The 909-nt window shown below is 45.1% G+C and carries 1 protein-coding gene; it reads left to right on the forward strand.

Annotated features, from left to right (window positions below; translation table 11 throughout):
* Positions 1–822 (forward strand): YdcF family protein (locus tag R7190_RS26185; RefSeq protein ID WP_318137718.1); only part of this gene is annotated, 822 nt, incomplete at its 5' end.
* Positions 823–909 lie beyond the last annotated feature (87 nt).

A 909-nucleotide genomic window follows, 5' to 3' on the forward strand; every position in this document is an offset into this window, starting at 1 on the left:
ATCGTACTAGGTAAGCGATTGGTTAATAACCAATTGAGTGCCGAAGGCATCTCGAGAGTCGAAGCACTAGCCGCTAAGATCCTCGAAATGCCAATGGAGAATACTGCTCTTGTATTTTGTGGTGGAAAAACGCAAGGACAAAGCATTTCGGAAGCAGACGCTATGTATGCATATTTTCAGACCCTGAATACGTCGCTGGCCAAGCCTTTTCCGACAAGCCAAATTCTGCTTGAAAATCGCTCTTTGAATACGTTTGAAAACATGCGAAATGCAGCGAAAGTTCTGTGTGAAAGCGGTTTATTTCCGTTACCGTCTCAAGCGGCGGTTGAGGTCATTTTGCTATCAAACGCCTATCATCTTGAGCGCATATTAGAAATTCAAACGCTAATGGATGAGCAAGGCTTACTGCGCGTGCTCAAATCTCAATGTGCGTCCGTGGGTTTAGACTTACACATTTCTCTAGATATTCAGAAGCACATTAGCGTGCCATATCCACATCAAGGACCACAGGCAGAAGCGTTTCTTTTACTTGATGAACTGACGACGTATCGAGTGTATCTGGAGGGCGTTAAAAGTGGGGCATTTCAACGAGATTTAACTAGCGTTCGAGCACAGCCTTTGCTGCGGGCTAAACAAGCAATAAGTCAACTTCGCGCTTTACCGTTAGAAATGGATGTTTTGCAGCAAATTGCGGAAATGAAAAAGGCCATCGAAATGACGGCCTTTGATGAATCGGTTGCAACAGCAGAGCGAGCATTGGAAATGTTTCATCCCATTTTAACTGCGCTCAATCGCCGTTTAGATCCCGAGTCTATTCAGTGATTTCGCGTCGCATACGAACAGCACTCAACGCAATCAGACAGTAGCAAAGCAGCTCCATGCCTTCTTCCGAAATGTTCTTAACATCGC

Source organism: Vibrio sp. 1078-1 (genome assembly GCF_033340475.1).